The sequence below is a fragment of the Nonomuraea sp. NPDC052129 genome (assembly GCF_040680095.1).
Lineage (GTDB): Bacteria > Actinomycetota > Actinomycetes > Streptosporangiales > Streptosporangiaceae > Nonomuraea.
Genome location: NZ_JBFAVX010000030.1, coordinates 130,716 through 153,328 on the forward strand (window position 1 = coordinate 130,716; position 22,613 = coordinate 153,328).

19 protein-coding genes and 1 pseudogene are annotated in these 22,613 nt (G+C 71.4%); 9 read left to right on the forward strand and 11 right to left on the reverse strand.

The genetic code is table 11. From position 1 onward, the window contains the following. Positions 1 to 60: 60 nt before the first annotated feature. Both AB0L53_RS44175 and AB0L53_RS44180 read left to right on the forward strand, forming a co-directional pair. Positions 61 to 1,578 (forward strand): ricin-type beta-trefoil lectin domain protein, encoded by a 1,518-nt coding sequence (locus AB0L53_RS44175; RefSeq protein WP_364008066.1) that lies wholly within the window; start codon positions 61 to 63, stop codon positions 1,576 to 1,578. A 54-nt stretch (positions 1,579 to 1,632) separates the two neighbouring features. Then, positions 1,633 to 2,253, forward strand: coding sequence for a YoaK family protein (locus tag AB0L53_RS44180; RefSeq protein ID WP_364008069.1), 621 nt, complete (start codon positions 1,633 to 1,635; stop codon positions 2,251 to 2,253). 8 nt (positions 2,254 to 2,261) lie between these two features. Here the strand turns inward: AB0L53_RS44180 and AB0L53_RS44185 are convergent, their stop codons facing one another. Further along, positions 2,262 to 3,068, reverse strand: a complete 807-nt coding sequence (locus AB0L53_RS44185; RefSeq protein ID WP_364008072.1) for an alpha/beta hydrolase — start codon at positions 3,066 to 3,068, stop codon at positions 2,262 to 2,264. A gap of 73 nt (positions 3,069 to 3,141) precedes the next feature. Between AB0L53_RS44185 and AB0L53_RS44190 the strand changes: the two genes are divergently transcribed. Next, the gene (locus AB0L53_RS44190; protein WP_364008074.1) at positions 3,142 to 4,185 is read left to right on the forward strand and encodes a sigma-70 family RNA polymerase sigma factor; all 1,044 of its coding nucleotides are present in this window, start codon (positions 3,142 to 3,144) and stop codon (positions 4,183 to 4,185) included. A gap of 5 nt (positions 4,186 to 4,190) precedes the next feature. Here AB0L53_RS44190 and AB0L53_RS44195 read toward each other — a convergent pair whose 3' ends face one another. Continuing rightward, positions 4,191 to 4,418: a hypothetical protein gene (locus tag AB0L53_RS44195; protein ID WP_364008077.1), complete on the reverse strand. Its 228-nt coding sequence runs from the start codon at positions 4,416 to 4,418 to the stop codon at positions 4,191 to 4,193. 199 nt (positions 4,419 to 4,617) lie between these two features. Between AB0L53_RS44195 and AB0L53_RS44200 the strand changes: the two genes are divergently transcribed. Then, positions 4,618 to 5,892, forward strand: a complete 1,275-nt coding sequence (locus AB0L53_RS44200) for a sensor domain-containing protein (protein ID WP_364008080.1) — start codon at positions 4,618 to 4,620, stop codon at positions 5,890 to 5,892. Beyond that, positions 5,880 to 6,539, forward strand: coding sequence for a response regulator transcription factor (locus tag AB0L53_RS44205; protein ID WP_358439262.1), 660 nt, complete (start codon positions 5,880 to 5,882; stop codon positions 6,537 to 6,539). Before AB0L53_RS44200 ends, AB0L53_RS44205 begins: the two co-directional genes overlap by 13 nt. A gap of 8 nt (positions 6,540 to 6,547) precedes the next feature. On the opposite strand, the gene AB0L53_RS44210 is transcribed toward AB0L53_RS44205, so the two are convergent. Further along, positions 6,548 to 6,724, reverse strand: coding sequence for a hypothetical protein (locus AB0L53_RS44210; protein ID WP_357652507.1), 177 nt, complete (start codon positions 6,722 to 6,724; stop codon positions 6,548 to 6,550). A 105-nt stretch (positions 6,725 to 6,829) separates the two neighbouring features. After that, entirely contained in the window at positions 6,830 to 7,660 is an 831-nt protein-coding gene (locus tag AB0L53_RS44215) for a YihY/virulence factor BrkB family protein (RefSeq protein ID WP_364008083.1), read from the reverse strand. A gap of 210 nt (positions 7,661 to 7,870) precedes the next feature. Here AB0L53_RS44215 and AB0L53_RS44220 point away from each other — a divergent pair, with 210 nt between their 5' ends. Further along, the gene (locus AB0L53_RS44220) at positions 7,871 to 9,022 is read left to right on the forward strand and encodes an AI-2E family transporter (protein ID WP_364008086.1); all 1,152 of its coding nucleotides are present in this window, start codon (positions 7,871 to 7,873) and stop codon (positions 9,020 to 9,022) included. A gap of 89 nt (positions 9,023 to 9,111) precedes the next feature. After that, positions 9,112 to 14,082: a hypothetical protein gene (locus AB0L53_RS44225; RefSeq protein WP_364008089.1), complete on the forward strand. Its 4,971-nt coding sequence runs from the start codon at positions 9,112 to 9,114 to the stop codon at positions 14,080 to 14,082. A 101-nt stretch (positions 14,083 to 14,183) separates the two neighbouring features. On the opposite strand, the gene AB0L53_RS44230 is transcribed toward AB0L53_RS44225, so the two are convergent. After that, on the reverse strand, positions 14,184 to 14,855 hold the full coding sequence (locus tag AB0L53_RS44230; protein ID WP_364008092.1) for an alpha/beta hydrolase family protein: 672 nt from the start codon (positions 14,853 to 14,855) through the stop codon (positions 14,184 to 14,186). 105 nt (positions 14,856 to 14,960) lie between these two features. Further along, positions 14,961 to 16,094, reverse strand: coding sequence for a helix-turn-helix transcriptional regulator (locus tag AB0L53_RS44235; protein WP_364008095.1), 1,134 nt, complete (start codon positions 16,092 to 16,094; stop codon positions 14,961 to 14,963). 196 nt (positions 16,095 to 16,290) lie between these two features. On the opposite strand from AB0L53_RS44235, the gene AB0L53_RS44240 reads away from it, so the two are divergent. Next, on the forward strand, positions 16,291 to 18,339 hold the full coding sequence (locus AB0L53_RS44240) for a SufS family cysteine desulfurase (RefSeq protein ID WP_364008098.1): 2,049 nt from the start codon (positions 16,291 to 16,293) through the stop codon (positions 18,337 to 18,339). A gap of 62 nt (positions 18,340 to 18,401) precedes the next feature. Here AB0L53_RS44240 and AB0L53_RS44245 read toward each other — a convergent pair whose 3' ends face one another. The 5 genes from AB0L53_RS44245 to AB0L53_RS44265 are packed head-to-tail and all read right to left on the reverse strand — an operon-like array spanning position 18,402 to position 22,039. Beyond that, a complete protein-coding gene (locus AB0L53_RS44245; protein WP_364008101.1) occupies positions 18,402 to 19,007 on the reverse strand; it encodes an enolase C-terminal domain-like protein in 606 nt (201 codons plus the stop codon). Beyond that, positions 19,004 to 19,693 carry a FadR/GntR family transcriptional regulator gene (locus AB0L53_RS44250; protein ID WP_364008104.1) on the reverse strand — a complete coding sequence of 230 codons (690 nt, stop codon included), beginning with the start codon at positions 19,691 to 19,693 and terminating at the stop codon, positions 19,004 to 19,006. Before AB0L53_RS44250 ends, AB0L53_RS44245 begins: the two co-directional genes overlap by 4 nt. After that, positions 19,693 to 19,827, reverse strand: a complete 135-nt coding sequence (locus AB0L53_RS44255) for an SDR family oxidoreductase (RefSeq protein ID WP_364008106.1) — start codon at positions 19,825 to 19,827, stop codon at positions 19,693 to 19,695. Before AB0L53_RS44255 ends, AB0L53_RS44250 begins: the two co-directional genes overlap by 1 nt. Beyond that, positions 19,785 to 20,120, reverse strand: coding sequence for an SDR family NAD(P)-dependent oxidoreductase (locus AB0L53_RS44260; RefSeq protein ID WP_364008108.1), 336 nt, complete (start codon positions 20,118 to 20,120; stop codon positions 19,785 to 19,787). The genes AB0L53_RS44255 and AB0L53_RS44260 overlap by 43 nt, the downstream gene beginning before the upstream one ends. After that, the gene (locus AB0L53_RS44265; protein WP_364008110.1) at positions 20,117 to 22,039 is read right to left on the reverse strand and encodes a beta-galactosidase; all 1,923 of its coding nucleotides are present in this window, start codon (positions 22,037 to 22,039) and stop codon (positions 20,117 to 20,119) included. The genes AB0L53_RS44260 and AB0L53_RS44265 overlap by 4 nt, the downstream gene beginning before the upstream one ends. A 137-nt stretch (positions 22,040 to 22,176) precedes the next feature. On the opposite strand from AB0L53_RS44265, the pseudogene AB0L53_RS44270 reads away from it, so the two are divergent. After that, a pseudogene (locus AB0L53_RS44270) lies at positions 22,177 to 22,613 on the forward strand (hypothetical protein); the annotation flags it as partial.

A 22,613-nucleotide genomic window follows, 5' to 3' on the forward strand; every position in this document is an offset into this window, starting at 1 on the left:
CCCGATAGACCCGCGTACATTCCGTTACCATGGGCCGACACACAGTGTCGGACGGAGCAGATGCGCAATCCCCCACGCGAGCTCGCCCTCGTGATCGGCGCGGTGGTCGTGCTCAGCGCGGTCTTCACCGTGCTGGCCGGCATCTACGTCAACTTCGCCACCGACGGCCAGCCCCAGCTCAACCCGGCGCACATCCTGCCCGCGATCGTCTTCGCCTGCCTGGCCGCCGCGCTCCCGCCGCTGGGCGGCATCCTGCAGTCACGCTGGGCCAACCGCTCGGCGACCGCGACCGATCCGTTCACCGCGCATGACCTGCCCACGTACAAGCGGCTGCTCAAGGACCTGCGCAGGGAGGCGCGCACGCCCAAGTTCACCGAGCTCCAGGCGCGCGCCGCCCGGCGGGAGCTCGCCTTCGACCGGACAGACCTGGAGAAGGTCACCAAGCAGCGGACCCGCTGGCTCGACGACGTCCAGAGCGCCGAGCCGGTCATCCGGGCCTTCCTCCTGGTGCACGACGTGCCGGACGCCGCGGCGGACAAGTGGCTGCGGTCCTACCGCAGGCTGGCCGATCCCCGGCCGCCCCAGCCCGCCCCCCGCAAGAGGCTGGTCATCGGCACTACGGTGTCGGTGGTGTTCGCGACCGCGGCCTTCCTGGCCTATGTGGTGTACGTCGACACCTACATCCCCGACTCGCTCAAGCGCTCGAACGTGCTGATCCTCTCCCTGTACGCGCCCGGCAAGCCCCTGGTCGTCAGCACCTCCACGACCACTCCCCCGCACGCCAGGCTGGGCGGCTCGGCCATCAACACGGTCCCCACCGAGGCCCAGCGCTGGGACCTCGAACCGGCCAAGCGCGACGGCGCGTTCTTCCACCGGATCCGCAACCGCGTGAGCGAGCGCTGCCTGACCCCGGAGGCCCGGCGCGTCACCGAAGGGATCTTTCTCACCGAGGCGGCCTGCGACGGCTCCGACGACCAGCTCTGGCGGCTGACCGGCGACCATGCGATCACCATCGCCTCCCCCAGGGAAAACCTGTGCGCCGAGCCCAACCAGAGCTCCGCCGACTCCGGCACCCCGCTGATCCTGCTGGCCTGCGCGGCCGACCGGCCCGGCCAGCGCTGGCTGGTCACCACCCGCCCGCCTGATCTCGGCAGCTCGCTGGCCAGCTCGGAGAACGGCGTGTGCCTGGACGCCACGGGCGCCGCGGACCTGATCACGTGGACCTGCCACGGCGGCGTCAACCAGGCGTTCGGCTACCGGCGCAACGCCCAGGGCGCGTACGCGATCACGAGCATGGGCGGCTGCCTGACCGCCACCGGCCCACCTGATGGGCTGCGCCCGTCCCGCGAGCCCTGCAAGGACTCCACCGGCCAGCTCTGGCGCTTCACCTACCGCTCGGCGTACAACCGGTGGCTTTACTGGGAGGTCCAGCACGTCGCCAGCGGCCTGTGCCTGCAACTCGAACCCGACGGGGGGTCGCTGTCACTGCGCCCGTGCACCCGCGCGAACGTCCAGCAGTGGCGCACCCCCGACTGGCTGAACCCACCCAACACGCCCACCCACCCCGCCGTCTCGTAGCCGTGCGCAGCGCGCCTCCCGCCGCGGGCCGCGCGGGCGGCCGACCATGAGGGGGTGCCCGCCACCAACCGCCTGCCCGTCCTGAGCCTGGCGCTGGCCTCGGGCTCCATGGACGCCTTCACCTTCCTCGCCCTGGGCCAGGTCTTCACCTCGAACATGACCGGCAACCTGGTCCTGCTCGGCGTGTCAGCCGGCCGCGGCCGCCTCTCCGAGGCCCTGGGCTCGCTGGTGGCGTTGATCGCCTTCACCTGCGGCCTGGTGGCCGCGTTCCGGTTCACCGGCGAGGCCACCGGCTGGGCCGCCCGGATCAGGCTGGCCCTGGCCGCCGAGCTGGGCCTGCTGATCGCGCTGGCCATCGCCTGGGCCCTGTCCGGCCCGCACCTCCCGCTGATCGCGACCGCCGCCCTCGCCATGGGCGTCCAGAGCGCGGTGACCCGTCGTCTGCGGACCTTCATCGGCTCGACGACGTTCATCACCGGCGCGCTGACCAGCTCGTTCTCCCGTCTCCTCACCCCCGAGGACGGGCAGCCGCACGTTCCCGAGCTGATGGCCGTGCTCCTCGCTCTGGCGCTCGGCGCGGCCGCCGCCACGGTGAGCCTGCACCTGCTCCCCGCGGCGGCTCCGGTGATCGCGCTGCTGGCCGTGGCCCTCGCTCTGATCACCGGTACGAGCTGACGCGCCGATCAGCTCTCGGACAGGACCGCGCGCAGCCGGGTGACGAAGGACTTCGGGTCGTCGGCGAAGCCGATGTGGCCGGCGGGGAACATCGTCGGCTCGATACCGAGTCCCGCGGCCAGCGCGATCGACGTGCGGTCGCAGAGCTGGCCGGCCGAGTCCTCGCCGATGCCGATCACTACGCGGGTACTCGCCGCGCGCAGAGCGGCGAAATCGGGCCGCCAGCGGACGGTGTCGCGCATCTCGTGGGCGAACCAGCGGCGTTCGTCCGCGACCTGGCGCGGGTCGCGTTCCCCGCCGAACATCATCTCGATCGCGCCGTCCGGCATGACGATGTCGGCCTGAGCCATGAACTTCCGCCAGGCCCCTGTGACATCGCCCGCGAGGTAGGTGGCGATCTGGTCGTCGGTCCCGGCGTAGAGCTGCTCGCGGTCCTCCAGCGGGTCGACCACCGGGGCTTCGTGGGCGATGATGGTGTGGGCCTGCTCTGGGTGGGCCTCGGCGAACGCCAGCGCGGTGACGGCGCCGCCGCTGGAGCCGAAGATCGCGGCCGGGCCGGCGTCGAGGTGGGTCAGGAGCCGGGACAGGTCGTCGGCGCGCAGCTGCGGGGTCGAGTCCTGTTCGGGGTCGTGGAGGGGGCTGCGGTTGATGCCGCGCGGGTCGGTGGTGAGCACGGTGTGGTCGGTGGCCAGCAGCTCGGCCGCCGGGGCGAAGGAGTCGGCGTTCATCGGGGCACCGACGAGCACCACCAGGGGGCCCTCGCCCCGTACCTCGTAGTACAGGCGGGCGTCAGGGACCTCAAGGGTGTTGTGCATCGGAGTTCTCCTGGTCTGGAGGTTGGTGGTCGGTCCAAGAGGTGACTCCGGTGATGGGGCAGAATCGTCGCTTGTGAGCGAAGTCTTTTCCGCCACAACAGCGGACACGTCAGCGGAGGATGCCGAAGACCTGGTCCGGGCGCGGGCCGGGGACGATGCCGCGTTCAACCGGCTCGTGGAGCCGTTGCGCCGGGAGCTGCACGCCCACTGCTACCGCATGCTCGGCTCCACCCACGACGCCGACGACGCCCTCCAGGACGCCCTGCTGCGGGCGTGGCGGGGACTCGCGCGTTTCGAGGGCCGCGGCTCGCTGCGCTCGTGGCTGTACACCGTGGCCACCCACACCTGCCTGGATACCATCGAATCCAGGGGTAGGCGAGCCCTGCCGATGGACCTCGGCCCGTCCAGTGATCGCGCCGTGCTCGGCGACGCCCCGCCGGCCGACGTCGCCTGGCTGGGCCCCTATCCCGACGCGGCTCTCGGCGCGGGCGGACCGGCCGCGCGCTACGAGCAGCGCGAGGCCGTCGAACTCGCCTTCGTCGCCGCCCTGCAACACCTGCCGGGCAACCAGCGCGCGGCGCTGCTGCTCTTCGAGGTTCTCGGGTTCTCCGCCGCCGAGATCGCCACCACGATGAACACCTCCACCACGTCGGTGAACTCCGCCCTTGCCCGAGCCCGCAAGATCGTCGCGGAGAAGGTGCCCGCTCCCACCCAGCAGCGGACGTTGCGCCAGATCGACGACGCCCGGGTACGGGAGATCGTCGCCGGTTACTCCACCGCGCTCGAACGCGGCGACGCCGATGCCCTGGTCGCGCTCCTGACCGAGGACGTCACCTGGTCGATGCCGCCGCTGCCGCACTGGTATCACGGTCTGGAGGCCGTCGCCGACTTCGCCAGGCGGATCCCGCTGACCGCCTGCGGCAGCTGGCGGCACCTCCCGGTCACCGCGAACGGCCAGCCCGCCGTGGCCTGCTACCTCCGGAACGACGGCGCCGGCGCGCACCTCGCCTGGTCGATCAACGTGCTGACCCTGCGTGGCGAGCATATCCGCGAGGTCACCTCGTTCATCGGCGCCGAGCACTTCACGCCCTTCGGGCTGCCCGCCTCACTGCCCTGAGATGCTCAGGGGCGCCGGTGGTGGTGGTGGACGGCCAGGGCGACGGCGCACGCGATGGTGGCGAGTCCGAATCCGATGCCGACGAAGATATTGGAGCCGAAGTTCGAGGTCACTATGTTGAGGACGGCGCTGATCCCGAGCAGGAGCCACAGCACGGGACGGAGCATCGCGCGCCGAGCGTCGGCGGGCTGTGCCGGACGGGCTGCCTCGGAGACGTTCAGAATGTCGGACATGAGGTGCTCCTCACTCGATGGGCTGTCACACATCGAAGCTACGGACGATCACCGCTGACGACGATCCCACCCATGGGACAAGTGGGGTACAGCAGGCTGTACTCCTCGGCCGATGATCTGCCGACCGCCCAAGTGATGCCCTATTGTCCTGGGCTGAGGAGGCGCCGCGGGGCGATCTTCTGGGCCAAGGAGGTGCCGCATGCCGACCGATGACCCCACGCCCGGCCGGCGGGCGGCCCGCTGGGACGCGTTCGTCCTCGCCCGTGCCCGCGTCATCCTGGAGGCGCTCGAGCACCTCGTCGGTGGGCTCGGTACCGCGTTCCTGGCGTTGGTCGCCTTCGCGTTGGTGATCGCCACCGCGCTCACCAGCCTCGTCGGCGTGGGCCTGCTGCTGGCGCCCCTCACACTGCGCGTGGTGCGTGTCGTCGCCGACCGGGAACGCGGGCGGCTCTCCCGCTGGGGTCCGGCGGTCGTCGGCCCGGAGCCGATACCGCACGGGCTGCGCGCCGCCCTCGCGGACTCGGCCGTACGCCGGGAAGTGGGCTGGGTCGCGATCCATGCCGTCTTCGGGCTGCTTATCGGCGCGATCGGTCTCTCGCTGCCCCTCTACGCGGTGCGTGACATCACCTTCCCGTTGTACTGGCGGCTGCTGCCACCGGATGTGGCGGCCACGTCGGCCAGTGGGCTCTGGACTGTGCAGGGCTGGCCCAGCGCCCTCGCCGTCGCCCTGCTGGGCGTGAGCTGGATCGTCATCACCGGAATGGTCCCCCCGGGCATGGCGCGGCTGCAGGCCTGGCCCGGGCGGCGACTCCTGGCGCCCGTCTCCGGCACCGACCTCGCGCTGCGGGTCGTACAGCTCACCGCGACCCGCGCCGCCGCGCTCGACGCGCACTCCGCCGAGCTGCGGCGCATCGAGCGGTCGCTGCACGACGGGACGCAGAACCGGATCGTCGCCGTCAACGTCCTGCTCGGCGCGGCCCGCCGGGCTCTGACGCGCGACCCGGCCAGCGCCGAGGCCATTCTCGAACGCGCGCAGGACGCCGCCGAGCAAGCACTCGCCGAGCTCCGCGGAGTCGTCCGCAGCATCCTGCCGCCGGTGCTGACCGACCGGAGCCTCGCGGACGCCCTCACCGGTCTGGCCACGGCCTGCCCGGTGCCCTGCCGGATCGACGCCGACCTGCCCGTCCGGTGCGCCTCCTCGGTCGAGGCGACGGCCTACTTCGTGGTGGCCGAGACGCTCACGAACATCGCCAAGCACAGCCGTGCCGGGCGCGCCGACGTCCTAATCCGTCTCCAGGACGACCGGCTCCACCTGCGGATCACCGACGACGGCCAGGGCGGGGCGGACGAACGCAACGGGTCCGGGTTCGTCGGCATCCGCCGCCGTACCGAAGCACACGATGGGACATTCATGCTGACCAGCCCGCCCGGTGGCCCGACCACCGTGACCGTGAGCCTGCCATGCGGATCGTGATCGCGGAGGACGACCCGCTCCTGCGCGAAGGGCTCGCGCTGCTGTTACGCGCTGAGGGGATCGACGTCGTGGCCACCGCCGGCGACCCCACCGGCTTCCTGGACGCCGTCGGCGTACACAAGCCGGATGTCGCGATCGTCGACGTACGGATGCCGCCGACCCACACCGACGAGGGGATCGTCGCGGCCGTCGAGGCCCGGCGGCGCCAGCCGGACCTGGCCGTGCTCGTGCTGTCCGCCTATGTCGAGCAGGCGTTCGCCACCGAGCTGCTCTCCCATGGCAGCTCCCGCCTCGGGTACCTGCTGAAGGAGCGGGTCGGGCGGGTGGACGAGTTCCTGACCGCGCTGCATCGGGTGGCGGACGGGGGCACGGCCATCGATCCGGACGTCGTCGCGCAGTTGCTCGTACGCACCCGGCCCGACACCCGGCTGGAGCGCCTCAGCCCGCGCGAACGCGACGTGCTGGCCTTGATGGCCGAAGGCCTGGGCAACGCCGCCATCGCCGAGCGGCTCTTCGTCACCGACGGCGCCGTGCACAAGCACATCCGCAGCATCTTCGCCAAGCTCGACCTGGCGCCCACCGACCGGGCGGACCGGCGCGTCACCGCCGTCCTGCACTACCTGGAGGACGCCAACCGCCGAGTCTGACCCGGGTGTCACTTGCTGGGCTGGGGTGTCTGGCAGGCGATCTTCGGGTTCATGCCGAGATAGTTGAGCGGGCCGGCCACGATCGTCACGGCGATGGTGGCCAGCTTGTTGCAGTTGTCGACCGGTCCTGAGTAGTAGTCGCGCTGGCCCGCCGCGAAGGCGCCGACGATCAGCCAAAGGATCACCACTACAGACGCTAAGCGCATCGGTTCTACCTCCATCATCCGGCCTTGGTCACCAGTCTCTCCCCCTGGCGAGGCCGAGGAAACGGGCAGTTCTCCCACGGTCCGTCACTGAAGAGGGACCTTCGGCGACTTTCTGAGAGGGGGACCGCCCGTGGTCAGGTCCTTGACCTGGCCGGTGGTGCTGGTGGCCGCCAGGGCGACGGCGAACAGGATGAGCTGATTGAGAAGCTTGAGAAACACCAGCATCCCCACGGCTCCCGCGACCACCTGGTAGGCGGGGTTGGCCGCGGTGAGGTTGAGATAGACCTGCCCGAGGGTCTTGAGGACCTCCAGGCCGATCATGATGAAGAGCGCCGGGCCGATCACCCTGCGCAGCGGCAGGTGCAGCCGGGGCGGGGCGGTCAGCAACGCCATGGCCAGCAGGGTGTTGATGCCGAGACCGATGACGAACGCGGCCGCGGCCAGCACCCACTGGGCCCAGTCGGCGTCCGTCCCCACCGTGTGGACGGCCAGCCAGCTCAGCAGCCATTCGGCGGCGAAGGCGAGGGCGATCGACAGGAAGAGCAGCACACCGAGCCCGGCCACCACGCACAGGTCGATGAGCTGGCGCAGGATGAACCTCCCCGGATACTCCTCGATGCGCCAGATCGCCCTGCTGGCCGAGCGCAGGGCGTCCATCCAGAACAGGCCCGTCAACGGCAGCGCGACGAAGGCCACCGCTCCCGCCGTCGCCCGCGCGTCGATCAGCGCCTGCACGTCCAGCCGCGGGAAGTTCTCGCTCAGATAGTGCTGCACCGCCTCCAGCACCGGCGGATAGTCCAGGTACCGGCCGAGAATGGCGAACCCCAGCAGGGCGAGCGCGAAGGTGGCGAAGAAGGAGTAGTACGTGAGCGCGGCCGACAGCCGGCCGGCGTCCACCTTGTCGTAGCGGATCACGGCCCGGACGAGATGATCCAGCCAGCCATGGCGACTTCTCGCCCGAGCCCAAGCCGCCGGCAACCGTCCGAGCTTGCTCACCGTACCGTCCAAACCGCTCGATCTTCAGGCTGAGCCTCTACCCGGGCGTGCGTCGAATCATCCTGGCCGCACCTTACTGGGCGGCCAGGATCCGTGCCTATCAGGAGCGGAGGTGAGAGTCTGGAAGACGTGAAGCCGGATCGGGGACCCCTCTGGGGGCTGGTGCCACCTACGCTGGCCAAGCTGGCCGCTTGGAGCGTCTGCTTGATCCTCATCGGCTTCGTGGCCAACTACATAGTCAACATCGTGGTGCTGATGCACCTCATCGCCCTGCCGGTCGCGGTCGCGCTGCTGCTGACCGCGCTGCTGTTCCCCCTCACCAGGCGGCTGCGCGCGATGGGTCTGCGGCCGATCTACGCCACGTGGATCACCATGCTCGTCGCGTTCACCGTGGTGGCCGGAACCGGCTGGGTCATCGGCGTACGGGCCAACGAGGAGTTTCCCGGCCTGGTACGACAGGTGCAGCAGACCGCCAAGACGATGGAAGGCTGGCTCTACACCGGCCCGCTGCACGTCAAGCCGAACCAGCTCAGCAACTGGGTCGACGACATCGCCAACCTGGTCACCGAACAGCAGCGGCAGATCACCACGACCGTGCTCGCGGGCACCGTCGTGCTGCTCGAAGCGCTGGCCGCGACCGTCCTGCTGCTCTTCGTGACGTTCTTCCTGCTCAAGGACGGGGACCGGATCTGGGCCTGGTTCCTCAAGGGGTTCGGCACGGTCGCGCCACGGGTCGATCGCGCCGGGCGCACGGCCTGGGTCACGCTCTCGCACTACGTACAGGGCACCGTGGCCGTGGCGGCGGTGCACGGCATCCTCATGGGCATCGTGCTCGCGGTCATGGGGGTCCCGCTCTGGGCGGCGCTGGCCGTACTGATCTTCCTGGCCAGTTTCATCCCGATCGTCGGCATCTTCTTCGCCGGAGCCGTCGCGACGCTGGTCACGCTCGGTGCGAAGGGTCCGATCTACGCGCTCATCTTCGTCGGCATCCTGCTCGTCGAGCAGCAGTTGGAGAACCACGTCCTCCAGCCGCTGATCGTCGGCCGGGCGCTCCATTTCCACCCGCTGGCGATCATCATCGTGCTCTCCGTCGGCGGCATCCTGGCGGGGATCGCGGGCGCGATCGTGGCCGTGCCGATCGCCGCGATCCTCTACCGATCGGTGCCCGAGCTCTTCCGGGACGAACCGCTCCCACTCCCACCTGTGCCGGAGCCGGAACCACCGCCGCACCACGGCAAACCCGCCCAGACCACCGGCGGACCAACGCTGCCTACCGGGTGACGCCTGGCCCGAGGTTGGTGAATGATGCGGGTATGAGCGCGCGGCGGGTGGTGCTGTGGGACGACGCCGACTCACGCCGGGACTGACCCGTGGGCAAATGGTCCGGGAGAGCTTCGGCACGCGACACCGGTGACGCCCAAGCCGCGCCCGGCGGCTACGCCAACAGCGGCGTCCACATCGGGGACGTGTACCAGACGACCCCTCCCCCGGCCCGATCCGCCTACCTGGACCAGGTCCAGCAGATCTTCCCGTGGGAGCTGGTCGGCCGGGAGCGGGAGCTCGCGGAGCTCACCCGGTTCGCCACCGAAACGGACGGGCCCTCCTACACGTGGTGGCAGGGACCGGCGTGGGCCGGCAAGTCGGCGCTGATGGCGTGGTTCGTCCTGCATCCTCCGCCCGGAGTGCGGATGGTGTCGTTCTTCGTCACCGCCAGATACCTGGGGCAGAGCGACAGGAACGCGTTCCTCGAAGCCGTGGTGGAGCAGCTCGCCGAGATCGCCGAGCAGCCGATGCCGGACCTGCTGACCGTCTCCAACCGGCAGGCGTGGTTCGGTCGGCTGCTGCGCGAGGCCGCCGCGGTCTGCGGGCGGCTGGTGCTGGTGGTGGACGGGCTGGACGAGGACCGGGGGGCCGATGCCGGGCAGGGCGGCAACAGCATCGCCGCGCTGCTGCCCGCCGTGCCTCCGCCGGGGGTGCGGGTGGTGGTCGCGGGCCGTACGGACCCGCCGGTGCCCGCTGACGTGCCGGCCCGGCACCCGCTGCGCGACCCGGCGATCCTACGGCGGCTCCCCGTCTCCCCGCATGCGCAGATCATCCGCGACGACGCCGAACGTGAGCTGGACCTGCTGCTGGACGGCGGCGAAACCGAGCACGACCTGGTGGGGTTCGTCGCCGCGGCCGGCGGCGGGCTGAGCGGTGCCGCGCTGGCCGAGCTGACGGGCCGGACCGAGCGCGAGGTGATCCGGCGGCTGCGCGGGGTGTCCGGGCGCACGTTCCAGAGCCGCGCCGGGCGCTGGCGGCCGGGGACGGACGCGAACGTGTACGTCCTGGCGCACGAGGAGCTCCAGGCGACCGCCGTGGACAGCCTCGGCGCCGGTCGGCTGGCCCGTTACCGGGAGCTGCTGCACACCTGGGCCGCGGACTACCGGCGACGTGGCTGGCCGGAGGAGACGCCGGAGTATCTGCTGCGCGGCTACTTCCGGCTGCTGCAGGCGGCGGGGGATGTGCCGCGCATGGTGGAGTTCGCCACTGATCCGGCGCGTCTGGACCGGATGCTCGACATCACCGGCGGCAACGCGGCCGCGGCCACCGAACTCGCTCTCGCCCAGGACACCATCCTCTCCCGAACCACGTACATGCCGCCGACCGGCCCCGCGTCCACCCTGCCGGTCACCCCCGTGCTGCCTCAGGTCACCCCCGCGCGATCCGCGTCCCTTTCGGTCGCGTCCGCCCGGCCTGCTGCGCCGGACGTGGTCACGGTGTCCGATCTGGCCGACCTGCTCGACCTGGCCGCCGTGCGGGCCCGGCTCGATCGGCGCGGCCAGTTCATTCCCTCCAGCTTTCCTGTGGCGTGGGCCATGCTCGGCGACGTCGACCGCGCCGAGGCCCTCGCCCGCTCGATGACCCAGAGCTGGGAGCGCCCCGACCGGGCTAAGGCACTGGGCGGGATAGTGCGGGTGCTGGTGGCCGCCGGTGATCTGGACCGGGCCGAGCGCCTGGCCCGGCCCGCCCCTCACGTCTCGCAAGAGGCGCTCGCCGAGCTGCTGCGCGCCCGCATCGAAGCCGGAGAACCGGACCGGGCCGAGGACCTCGCGCGTGCCCTGCCCACAATGCTGCCCCACGTGCTGTCCGATCTCGCCGACCTGCTGGTCCAGGCGGGCGAGCTGGACCGCGCGGAGGACGTCACCAACTCGATCGCCGACCCCGCCGCGCGGCTGCGACCGCTGACCGCGCTGATCACCGCCCGGTCCGCCGCGGGCGATCGGCAACGGGCCCACATGCTGGCCCGGCAGGCCGAGGACCTGATCGGCTCGCTACCCGACGCCGGCTCCATGTTTTCCCGCTCTCGCCAGACGCATGTCTTGGCCCAGCTGCCCGGAGCGCTGGTGGCGAGCGATCCCGAGCGGGCTCGCCGCCTGGCCGAGGAGGTGGAGGAGACGGCGCCGTCGGTGCGGTCGTGGGCCGGCGTACCGGCGCTGATCGGACTGAAGCGGGTCTGGCTCGCCCTGGACGAGCCGGACCGAGCCCGCCAAGCGGTGGAACGTGCTGAGGTCGCCGCCTATACCGCGGACGCCATATTCGTCAACGTGGCCCGGCTGGCCGGGCACGCGTCAGCCTTCGCCGAGGCAGACGAGCCGGGCCTGGCCCTGCGGCTGGCGTACCGCGCGGAACAGGCCCTGCTCACCGAAGAGGACCGCTACTCCCAGAGCGACCGCCTGGCGCTGGTGGAGTCCCTGGTCGGAATGGCCGAATGGAAGCGAGCCGAGGCCGTGGCCCGGGCCGCGAAAGACCAGGACGCCCGGGATGAGGCGCTGGGGCTCGTGGTGTCGTCCGCCCTCGGGGCCGGGGAGCCGGCGCGCGCGGCGCGGCTGGCCGCCGACGTACAAGATGCGGATTGGCGGGAGACGCTGCTTTCCGAGCTGGCCGAGTCGCTGGCCCGATCCGGTGACCTGGACGGTGCGGAGAGCGTCGCCCGCTCCCTGCCGGGGGCGTTGAACCGGGTTTCGATGCTGCTGCGGCTGGTGCGGAGCACGCCCGATCATGACCGTGCCCGTGCTCTGACCTCGCGGGTCGAGGCCGACCATGAGGCGGGCGCCTTCGACTCCTACGAGCAGGCGCTGATCCGGACGATCCTCGGCGACACGGATTGCGCCGTCGAGCTCGATCGCTGGGCGGAGGCCACCGCGCTGTCGATCGAAGATCCGCAGGCGCGGAGCGACGCGCTGACCGGCCTGGTGGAGACGCTGGTCGAGGCGGGCGATCCGGAGCGGGCCGAGGAGGTCGCCAGAACAATCACTGATAGGTACTCGCGCGCGGTCGCGCTGGCCTGGCTGGCAGCGGACGCCGCGGGCCCCGACGAAGCCTGCGCTCTGGCGGGCGAGGCGGAGGGGCTTGCGCGGTCTCTGACTGATCCGGAGCATCAGGCGGGCTCGTGCACCCAGCTGGCCGTGATCTGGGCGACGGCCGGTGACTCCGGCAGGGCAGCCGAATGCGTGGCGAGGGCGGAGAGCGCCATCGCCGCCATCGAGCGGCGGACCATGCGGATCGAGCCGCTCGCCGAGCTGGCCGGCGCGCACGCGGGCATGGGCCAGGCGTGTGAGGCACGCCACTGCGCCGAGCGCGCGCAGGCTCTGGCCCTGGCTGACGACTCGCCCAACGGCTACGGCCTGACGCTGGCGGTGACGGCCTGGGACATGGCCGGCGAACCCGACCGGGCGGCTGCCCTCGTCACGTCCGTCACCGGCCACGAACCGTTGGCTCGGATGGCTCGGGTGTGGCTCGCTCGCGGACGTACCGCCGAGGCCGAGGCCATAGTCGCCCGCATCGACACGGAATGGCGCAGGAGCCCGCTGCTGATCGAGCTGGCCGCAGCGTGGGCGGCGGCGGGAGACCTAGACCGCGCTGAAGCAGTGCTCGGCGAGATCGCCAGGCTCGACGAGCCGATGCGGTACGCGCAGGCGGCGGTGGAAGCGGTACGGGCCCGGATGGCCGCGGGTGACACCAAGGGCGCGGCCCGGATCGCCGAGGAGACGGAGGCCTACGCTCTGTCCAACAGCTTGTGGCACCATCGGGTCACGGCGCTGAGCGAGGTGGTGAAGGCGTGGGTGATCGTCGGCGACCTGGAGCGCGGCCGCGGGCTAGCCCGGCGGGTGGAGCTCGACGTACGTGCGGAAGCCGATCCGGAGTGGCAGGCCGAGGCACTCACCCGCCTGGCGGCGGCACTGCTGCGAGCCGATGATGTGACGCGGGCCGAGACGGTGGCGCTCGCCGTCTCCGACCCCTACTGGCGCGTCGAGGCATTGACCTCCGTGACGCTGGGGTACGTGGCACAGGGCGACCTCGATCGGGCCCGCGTCCTGGTCGGCGAGAGCGAGACGGCGCTCTCTTCGCTCAGCCCACCCTGGTATCGCGATGAGAGGCTAGAGCTGGTGACGGGGGCCCTCGCGGCGGTGGGCCTCGTGGATCAGGCTTGGGCCGCCGTGTACACCGCCAGCAATGAGTATGTCGTGGACACAGTCGCGATGAGCCTGGTCGGGCGGCTGACCACACCGGACGACTGGTCGCGTGCCCAGGAGTTCGCCCGTACGCGACCGCCGGAGCGCCATCCGTACGTGCTGCTCCAGCTGGTCGACTCGATGTTCGCGGGCGGGGACCCAAGCGGCGCCGAGGCGATCGTCCGGTCGTTCACCGAGCCGACGGCGCTGGCGTACGGGCTGCGCCGGCTTGGCAGCGCACTGGCCGAGGCGGGCGAGCTCCCGAAGGCCCGATCCGTGGCCGACGAGATCGAGCGCGTGGCGCCGGACATCGTCGGGTGGGCGAACCGCGAGAGCGTTCTGAGCTCGCTGCAGGCCTTACGGGCGAGGATCGGCGACCTCGACCGGGCCGAGGCCGCTGTCACGCCGCTCACCAGGCCGTTCCTGCGGCTCTACGCGCTGATCGAGCTGATGAAGGGCCATGCGGCGGCGGGTGATCCAGAGCAGGCGCTCCTGCACGCCGAGCGGGCCGAAGCAGCGGCCATGTCGATGCTCGACTCCCACGCGGATAGGGGCTTCGCGTTGCGGACGCTGGCCCGGGAGTGGGCCGGCCTCGGCGACCTAAACCGGGCCGAGGCCATCGCGAGCTCTTTCCCCGACCTCGACTGGCACGCCGAAGCGCCGGCCTGGGTCGCGGAGGAGGCGGCCGAATCCGATCCCGTACGCGCCCGGCGGCTGCTGGCGACGGCGCTGGCCCGGACGGACGACTACTGCCAGCTGCTGGGGTCGGTCGCGCGGGTCGCGCCCGAGATCCTGCACGTGGAACGGGACCGCCTGGTCCGCTGGGGGCTGGTCGGGCGGGAGTAGACATAGGGCCGCGTGAGCGGGAGTAGACGTGGAGCCGCATTGGCGGGAGTCGTCGCGGAGCCGCGTCGGCGGGACTGGACGCGTGGCCGCATCGGTGGGGACTAGACGCTCGTGGCCAGGAGGATCTTCAGCAACTCGTCGGGCGCATCCCGCATCACGTTGTGCCTGGACGCGAGGGCATGCGCGCGCCACGACGGATCGGCCAGCGCCCGCTCGTAGGCGGGCTTGAAGGCCGACTCCCCCTCGCCATCGGCCGCGTACACATAGTCCTTGCTCCGGAACCGGTCGAGCCCGCCGCGCAGGCGGATCGACTGGATGAGGGAGGCCAGCGGGTGGGGCGTGGCCCGCGGATCGAAGAAGGGCAGCGGCGCGGTCGCGTAGCCGTTCGCATGGGCGTCGCCGATGTACCAGTGTCGCTGGTCGTCCGTGGCCAAGGTCCAGCAGGAGTCCCCGTCCTCGGGTACGAAGGCGTCGACATAGACCAGACCGTCGACCCGCTCGGGGACGCGGTCGGCGGCACCGGTGATCACCATTCCGCCATAGCTGTGCCCCACCAGCACGACGTCGGTGATCTGCTCGTCCTCCAGGAGATTCACTACGTCCTCGATGTGTGTGTCAAGGTTGACCGAGGCGTTGAGCAGGTGCTTCCTGGCTCCCAGCCCGGTCAGCGTGATCGGGTACGCCTCGTGGCCGTGCTGCCGGAGCCGGCGCGCCAGCGGTTCGAAACACCACGCGCCGTGGCAGGCGCCGGGGACAAGTACGAAGGTCGTCATCTGGGATTCCTCAGGTAGGTGGCGTACGTTCCCAGCCTCCGGCAGAACGAACCAGAAGTCCAAGAGATAGTACGTCTCCTTAGGAGAAGGAACAGTTATGGAGGATCACGCGGTAAGCCGGGCGATCTGTCGTAGTTCGCCGCGGGTCGTCTCGCAGTCCAGCCGCCGGAGTTGGTCCACCACCCGGCCGGCCTGAGGGCTGTACTTGAGCTCTTCGGGGCAGGTCTCCGCCACCTTCCTGAGCATGGCGGTGGCGGCTTCCGGGTTGCGGTCCATGGCGTGGGCCGTGGCCAGGGACAGGAAATAGCGGGCCTGCCGGTCCTTCGCGTACAAGCGGTCGGCGTCGACGTCCGCCGCCAGCCGGATGGCCTGCCGGTACCGTCCCATACGTGCCGCCACCACCACCGCGTGCAGGTCCACCTCGGTCATGAAGTCCACGCCGAGTTGCCCGCCGAGCTTGCGGGCGCGGTTCAGGAGTTCCTCGGTCCGGAGGAGGTCGTTCTCCTCGGCGGTGGCCAGGGCCGCCGTCAGGTAGCAGGTGCCGATGGTCGACGGGTCGTCCGTGAGCTCGGTCGCGGCCAGGCACAAGCGGCGGGCGTCGGCGTACCTGCCCAGGTGGATGAGGACCTCGGCCAGCTCGGCCCGGGTAAGCGCCCGCAGGTCGGCGGGCGCGGCGGCCACGGCGCGGTCGGCGGCCAGCAGGGCGAGCGGGTGGTGGCCGCAGCCGCGCAGCAGCGTCGCGAACAGCCGGTAGACGTCAGTGAGGTCGGCGGCGGCGGCCTGCCGGTCCTCGGCCTTCGCGTGCTCCGCCGACGTGTCGGCCATCAGGAGGAGGGCGGGCAGGCGACGGCGTAGCTCGGTGTAGCGCCTGGGCGAGCGCCGCCAGATCTCCCACGCCGACGAGACGTGGCGGTGGACGCGGTGCACGCTCTCGGTCACCCCGTCGGCGCACAGCCGGGGGAACAGCAGTGCCCGGCCGACGTCATCGCATTCGCCGTGTTCGCCGGTGGCCGGCAGCGTTATGTGGCCGCCGATGAGTTCGGAAAGGTCGTTGACGCGGAGTACATCAGCGATTCGCATGATGGTGGATAATCGGTCCAGCGGCCTGGCGCCTTTTTCGACCAGCCGGAGCCATTCCTCACTGCAGCCCACGAGATTCGCCAGAATGCGCCGGGACAGGCCGCGTGCGCGGCGCATGGCCATGATCCTGCCGCCGTCGACCAAGAAATCGCTGGCCATGCCGCCAGATTAGGCGATGAATTCGACGGCCATCGACGGCCATAAATGACCGCCGCTTTCTGCCACCGGGCGCCGAAGAAAAATCCGCTATCGTAATTCGGAGAATCGTGGGATGCCGTCGCGCAACTCCAGTTGGATCCGGGCGGCCCGGCCGGGGTGAGACTGCCGCGACACCGTTCGGCAGGAGGAGACCACGATGACGATCGACGTCGAGTCGACGCGGAAGGCATTCCCGTTCTTCGAGACAGCCGCTGACGGCTCCCGTCCACCCGTCTACCTCGACAGCGCCGCCACCACGCAGAAGCCGGCCGTGGTGCTCGACGCCCTCAGCCACTACTACACGCGCGCCAACGCCAACGTGCACCGTGGCGTCTACCGCCTGGCCGTAGAGGCGACCGAGCTGTACGAAGGGGCCCGGCGCAAGGTCGCGGCCTTCGTCAACGCGCCCCGCGCCGAGGAGATCGTCTTCACCAAGAACGCCACCGAGGCCACCAATCTCCTGGCCAACACGCTGATGTGGGGCGACGGGCGGCTCCGGGTCGGTCCCGGCGACGAGATCGTCCTGACCGAGATGGAGCACCACTCCAACCTCATCCCCTGGCGGCTGCTAGCCGAACGTGTGGGGGCGAAGGTCAGTTATCTGGGCATCACGGACGACGGCCGGCTGGACCTGTCCCGCCTGGCCGAGCTGGTCACGGAGCGGACCAAGGTCGTGGCCGTCGTGCACGCCTCGAACATCCTGGGCACCGTGAACCCCATCGCGCCGATCGCGGCCCGCGCGGCCGAGGTCGGCGCCCTGCTGGTCGTGGACGCGGCGCAGTCGGTTCCGCATCTCGGGGTGGACGTCGCCGCGCTTGGGGCCGACTTCGTGACGTTCTCCGGGCACAAGATGTGCGGGCCCACCGGGATCGGCGTGCTGTGGGGCCGGCACGAGCTGCTGGCGGCGCTGCCGCCCTTCCTCGGCGGCGGCGAGATGATCGAGACGGTCAGCGTGGACGCCATGCACTACGCCGCGCCGCCGCTCAAGTTCGAGGCCGGGACGCCGCCGGTGGCGCAGGCGGTCGGCCTGGGGGCCGCGTGCGACTTCCTCTCGGAGATCGGGATGGACGCGGTCGCCGCCCACGACCAGGCGCTGATCGAGTACGCGCTGGACCGGCTCGGCGAGGTGCCGGGCATCCGGTTCATCGGCCCCGCGGACACCAGCGACAGACTGCCGCTGCTCTCCTTCGTGGTGGACGGCATGCCACTCCAGCAGGTGCGCACGGCCTTGGACGAGGCGGGGATCGCGGTACGTTCGGGTCACCACTGCGCCCAGCTCGCGTGCAGCCGTTTCGGCATCCCGGCGGCCATCCGCGCCTCCTTCTACCTGTACAACTCGCCCGACGAGGTCGACGTCCTGGCCACGACTCTGGAACAGGCGCGCGGCTCCCGGCGGGGCGAACAGACCCCGCACGCGGTGTACGAGGCCGCCGACACCCGCCAGGTCCGCCCCTACCAGGAGGTCCTGGTGCCGGCGATCTTCCGGCCCTGGGCGTACCGGCTGGTCGAGGAGCTGGCTCCCGCTCAGGGAGCCAGGGCGCTCGACATCGGCACCGGGCCGGGCACGGTGGCCCGCGTCATGGCGGCGGCCGTGGGCGACGGCGGGGCCGTGGTCGGCACCGACCCGAGCCCGGCCATGCTCGCGCTCGCGCGGGAGGAGCCGCCCGTCAGCGGGGCCCCGATCCAGTACGTCGAGTGCGGCGCGGCCCCCTTGCACGTGTCGGACGAGGCGTTCGACCTGATCACCGTGCAGCAGGCGCTCCAATTCGTCCCGGACCGGCGCGCCGCGGTGGCCGAGATGCGCAGGGCCGCCCGCCCCGGCGCGCGGATCGCCATCGCCACCTGGTCACCGCTCCGGCGCAACCCGCTCTTCCGCGCCCTGCACGACGCGGTCGGCGCCGTGCTCGGTCCCGGACCGGCCGCGTTGTTCGAGGAGCCGTGGTCGCTGGGCGGGGAGGAGGTCGCCGCCCTGGTGGAGGAGGCGGGCTTCGGCCGGGTCGAACTGCGCGAGTGGACGGTGCCGGTCACCATCCCCGGCGGACCGGACGCCCTGTGCTGCCTCTTCGACTTCTCGGCGGTCGGCCCGCACATCTCCGTCCATCGCCGGGACCTCCACGCCACCGTCCGCGCGAACCTGGCCCACTGTACGGACGGGCACGGCGTGCACGCGGAGACTTCAGCGAACGTGGTGACCGCCCAAGCCTGATCGTCAGCGACCCAGCCCGGCGGATGTCCCCGGCGCCGGGCAGGGTCGCGACACACGCAGCCTCACCATTCCGCCATCGAGCCGTCGTCGTGCCGCCAGACCGGGTTGCGCCAGGCGTGCGGGTGGCGGGCGGCCTGCCGTACCGCCTGCTCGTCGATGGTCACCCCCAGGCCGGGCAGCGTGGTGCGGTGGGCGTGGCCGTCGGTGAAGGTGAACGGGGCGGGGTCGAGGACGTAGTCGAGGAGTTCGGCGCCGCTGTTGTGGTAGATGCCCACGCTCTGCTCCTGGATGAGGAAGTTGGGCGTGGCGAAGCCGATCTGCAGGCTGGCGGCCAGCGCGATCGGGCCGAGCGGGCAGTGCGGGGCGAGTTGCACGTCGAACGTCTCGGCGAGCGCGGCGATCCGCCTGACCTCCGAGATGCCGCCCGCGTGGGACAGGTCGGGCTGGGCCACGGCCAGGCCGGAGGTCAGCGGCGGCAGGAAGTCGGTGCGGGAGTAGAGGCGCTCCCCGAGCGCGATCGGCACGTCCGTCGCGGCGGTCAGGTCGCGGAGCCGGTGCAGGTGGTCGGGGGCCAGCGGCTCCTCCACGAACAACGGCTGCAGGTCGGCGACGGCGGCGAGGACGCGTCTGGCGTTGGCGGTCGTGGCGCGGCCGTGCAGGTCGATCACGAAGTCGCGGCCGGGGCCGAGGGCCGACCTGGCGACCTGTCGAGTAGGTCCCGCATCGCCGCCTCCGCGGCCTCGCCGTCCTGTCTCTCGATGGCCGTCAGCACCGCCAAATGGCTGGGCACGGGGTCGTCGCTGCCGCTGGAGCCGTGGACGAGCCGGTCGCGCCCGGCCAGGCCCGCGCCCATGACGACCTCCATGCGGATGAGCAGTTCGTTGTCGCCCGCCGCGAGCAGCGCCCGGTGGAAGTCCAGGTCGGCCGCGACGGGGTCGGCGGCGGACGCCATCGCGTCCAGCGCCTTCCGCAGCGCGTCGAGCTGTTCGGGGGTACGGCGCAGCGCGGCCAGCCGGGCGACCTGAGGCTCGACGATCGAGCGCAGCTCGTGCAGGTCGCGCAGGAACCCCGGGTCGGGGCGCCCGGCGAACTTCCACCGGATCACGTCGCCGTCGAGCAGATTCCAGTCGGCGCGCGGGCGTACATAGGTGCCGAGCTTGGGCTTGGCCGCGATGAGCCCCTTGGCGGTGAGGACCTTCATCGCCTCGCGCAGCGCCGTCGAACTGACGCCGAGCCGTTCCTGCAGGGCGTTGACGTCGAGGCTGTCGCCCGCCCTGAACTCCCCGCCGAAGATCATTGAGGCGATGGCCTCGACCGTCTGCCCGTGGAGCCCGCGCCCGCTGTAGGCCGCCATCACGCCGAGTCCTTCACGATGCTCCAGCCGCCGTCCACGACCACGCACGCTCCTGTGACGAACGAGGCTTCCGGCGAGGCCAGGAAGGCGATCACCGCGGCCACCTCCTCGGGCGTGCCGAACCGGTCGAGCACGGTGGCCTTGACACTGTCCGCCCGGCCCGGGTCAGGTGCGCGGGCGCCACCTCGGCGGCGGCCGCGTTGCTCACGATCACGTCGATCGGGCCCCACTCGGCGACCCGGTCCCAGGTCTCCTCCTCGGCCACGTCGCCGCGCAGGTAACCGGCGCATGTCCGCGGCGGTTCCGCGACGACGTCGACGACCAGGACGGACGCGCCCTCAGCGGTCAGCCGCGCCGCCGTCGCGGCGCCGATCCCCGACGCGCCACCGGTCACGACGGCCGTCCTGCCTGCGAAGCGCCCGCTCATGACCCTGCCAGTACGACGACATCATGGGGAGCCAGCTCCACCCCGGCCACACTCACGGGCCGGTCGCCGTGGTTGAGCAGGAACAGGTGCTCCCCACGCCGTACGGCCTCCACCCCGTCGGGCACCCCCTGGAGGACAGGCTCGACCTCCGCCAGCCGCAGGGCGTCGCGGACGAGCTCGCGCATGGCCGTCTCGTCGGGGCGCGTGCCGAGGTAGGTGGCGGCGCCCAGGCCGAAGGCGTGCCGGGTGACGGCCGGCGCCCCGGCCAGCGGGCCGCCGGTGTAGGCGGCCAGGACCTCGGCGCCTTCCGGCACGACGTGGTCGGCCCACAGGTCCGCGCTCCCGCCGGAGGTCAGGCCCACACTCTCACCTTCACTGAGCGGCCAGAACTCCTCCACCCGCAGCCCGAGCAGCTCCCGGAAGGCGCCGGGGTAGCCGCCCAGCCGGACGCGGTCGCACTCGTCGACGATCCCGCTGAAGAACGACATCAGCAGGTGCCCACCGCCCTCCACATAACCGCGCAGGTTCGTGGCCGCCGTGTCGGTGCACAGGTAGAGGTTCGGCACCACGACCAGCTTGTACGCCGACAGATCCGCCTCGGGCGGCACCACGTCCACCGTGACGTTCTCCCGCCAGAGCGGCGCGTAGTGAGCACGTACCCGCTCGGGGACCTTCAGCTCGCCCGGCCTGGCGTCCAGCTCCAGCGCCCACCAGTTGGCGTAGTCGTGCACGATCGCCACGTCGGCGCGCACCCGCGCGCCCGCGACGTCGGACAGCGCCGCCAGCTCGGCGCCCAGCCCGGCCACCTCGCGGAAGATCCGGTTGTCCGCGCCGCCGTGGGAGACGATCGCGGAGTGGAACTTCTCCGCGCCACCCGCCGAGGCCCGCCACTGGAAGTACATGACCGCGTCGGCGCCGCGCGCCACCGCCTGGTGGCTCCACAGCCGGTTCAGTCCGTCGTGCTTCGGCCGGTTCGGCGGGCGGTAGCTGATCGCGCTGGTCGCGGTCTCCATCATCAGGTAGGGCCGGCCGCCGCCCAGCGAGCGCATCTGGTCGTGGAAGAAGGCCGCGTCGATGTGCGCGCCGGGGTCCTTCGGCTCGGGGTAGATGTCGAGCGCCACCACGTCGAAGTCGGCCGCCCAGGAGGCGTAGTCGGCGACCGGCTCCCACATGCCCATGATGTTCGTGGTGATCGGCACATCCGGGGTCAGCTGCTGGAGCACCGCCCGCTCGGCCCGGTAGCAGGCCAGCAGCGCGTCGGAGCTGAAGCGGCGGTAGTCGAGATCCTGCGCCGGGTTGCGCAGGGTCGGGGTCGCGCGGGGCGGCAGCACGTCGGCCCAGTCGGCGACCCGCTGGCTCCAGAACGTGGTGGACCAGGCGGCGTTCAGCGCGTCGAGGTCACCGTAACGCTCGCGCAGCCAGGTGCGGAAGTCTTCGGCGGAGACGTCGCAGTAGCACTCCTGGATGTGGCAGCCGTACTCGTTGCCGACGTGCCAGATGGCCAGCGCGGGATGCCCGCCGTACCTCTTGGCCAGCTGGACGGCCAGCCCCACGGCCGCCTCGCGGTAGACGGGCGAGCTGGGGCAGTAGTGCTGGCGCGAGCCCGGCGACAGGCGCACGCCGTCGCGGGTGACCGGCAGCGTCTCGGGGTGCCGGCGCGACAGCCACGCCGGCGGTGACGCGGTGCCCGTGGCCAGGCTGACCTCGATGCCCGCGTCGCCGAGCAGGTCCATGACCTCGTCCAGCCAGCCGAAGTCGTAGACCCCCGGCTCGGGCTCCACGAGGCCCCAGGAGAAGACGCCGAGCGTGACGATGGTGACCCCGGCCTCGCGCATGAGGCGGATGTCCTCGCGCCAGACCTCCGGCGACCACTGCTCGGGGTTGTAGTCGGCGCCGAAATGTACTCGGTCGTGCTTCATCTGAATGGTGGCGCGGAGACCCGGTCCTTCAGAGCCGGGAGGAAGCGCCACCCCTCCTTTCGAAAACAGTATGGAAAGTCTCGGTCACGTTCGGTAATATGTGCGGTGGGTGAGGCCACTGTGACAGGAGGTGCCCGATGGCGATCCGCCGCTCCGCCACCAAACGCAACGGCCTGCCCACCGTCGTGCAACTGCGGCTCACGCCCACCCCGGCCCAGGCCGACGCGCTGGCCGCAGCGGTGCAGGTGTGCAACCAGGCGGCCACCGTCGTCTCCCGCCTTGCCTGGCAGCACCGCACTTTCGCTGTGGTGGAGCTGCACCGGCTGGCCTACTACGAGGTGCGCGGGCAGGTGGCCGGGCTGGGCGCCCAAGCTGCCGTGCGCGCGATCGCCCAGGTCGCCGGCGCCTACGCCAACCGGCGCGCCACCAAGAAACGCGCCCACATCTTCCGCCCGCACGGAGCCATCCCCTACGACGCACGGCTGATGAGCTTCAACCGGGACGCCCGCACCGTGTCGCTGTGGACCCCCACCGGCCGCGTCACCGTCCCCTACACCGGCCGACCAGATGACCT